The organism is Pseudomonas sp. Nvir, assembly GCF_963778085.1.
Classification (GTDB): domain Bacteria; phylum Pseudomonadota; class Gammaproteobacteria; order Pseudomonadales; family Pseudomonadaceae; genus Aquipseudomonas; species Aquipseudomonas juntendi.
Window position 1 is genome coordinate 1 of the sequence record NZ_CAVZVN010000028.1, and the last position, 1193, is coordinate 1193.

The 1193-nt window shown below is 61.2% G+C and carries 1 protein-coding gene; it reads right to left on the bottom strand.

What is annotated here, in order from left to right; translation table 11 throughout:
* On the bottom strand, nucleotides 1-1193 hold a 1193-nt coding region (locus AACG97_RS00230; protein WP_338463237.1), incomplete at both ends, for an FAD-binding protein.

Sequence of the window (1193 nt, forward strand, 5' to 3'; positions counted from 1 at the left end):
GTTCCAGCGATTGAGGCGGTCCAGCGAGCCTTCGACATCCGATTCGCTGGCGTCGCGTAGCGTGCCCTGCTCGGCGATAGACTCCTGCAGATGCAGGCCCGCCGCGCGGCCGAAGACCACCAGGTCGAGCAGCGAGTTGCCGCCCAGACGGTTGGCGCCGTGGACCGATACGCAGGCAATTTCGCCTACCGCGAACAGGCCCGGGATCACCACGTCTTCGCCCTTCTCATTCACGGTCAGCGCCTGACCGGTGACTTTGGTCGGGATACCGCCCATCATGTAGTGGCAGGTTGGGATAACCGGGATTGGCTCTTTCACCGGATCGACGTGAGCAAAGGTACGGGACAGCTCAAGGATACCTGGCAGACGAGATTCCAGAACCTCTTTACCCAGGTGATCCAGTTTCAGTTTCGCATGCGGGCCCCACGGACCATCGCAGCCGCGGCCTTCGCGGATTTCGATCATGATGGAACGCGCCACCACGTCACGACCCGCCAGGTCTTTGGCGTTCGGGGCATAACGCTCCATAAAGCGCTCGCCGTGTTTGTTCAGCAGGTAACCGCCTTCGCCGCGGCAACCTTCGGTGACCAGCACCCCTGCACCGGCGATGCCGGTCGGGTGGAACTGCCACATTTCCATATCCTGCACCGGAACGCCGGCGCGGATGGCCATCCCGACGCCGTCACCGGTGTTGATGTGGGCGTTGGTGGTGGACTGATAAATACGGCCTGCGCCGCCGGTCGCCAGCACGGTGGCGCGGGCTTTAAAGTAGACCACTTCGCCGGTCTCGATGCACAGGGCGGTACAACCGACCACCGCGCCGTCCTGGTTTTTCACCAGATCGAGGGCATACCATTCGGAGAAGATAGTGGTGTGGTTTTTCAGGTTCTGTTGATACAGGGTGTGCAACAGCGCGTGGCCGGTACGGTCAGCCGCCGCCGCGGTACGTGCCGCTTGCTCGCCGCCGAAGTTTTTCGACTGGCCGCCGAACGGGCGCTGATAAATACGGCCGTCGTCAAGACGGGAGAACGGCAGGCCCATATGTTCCAGCTCAAGAATCGCTTCCGGGCCGGTCTTACACATATATTCGATGGCGTCCTGGTCGCCAATATAGTCCGACCCTTTTACGGTGTCGTACATATGCCATTCCCAGTTATCTTCATGGGAGTTACCGAGCGCGACGGTGATGCCAC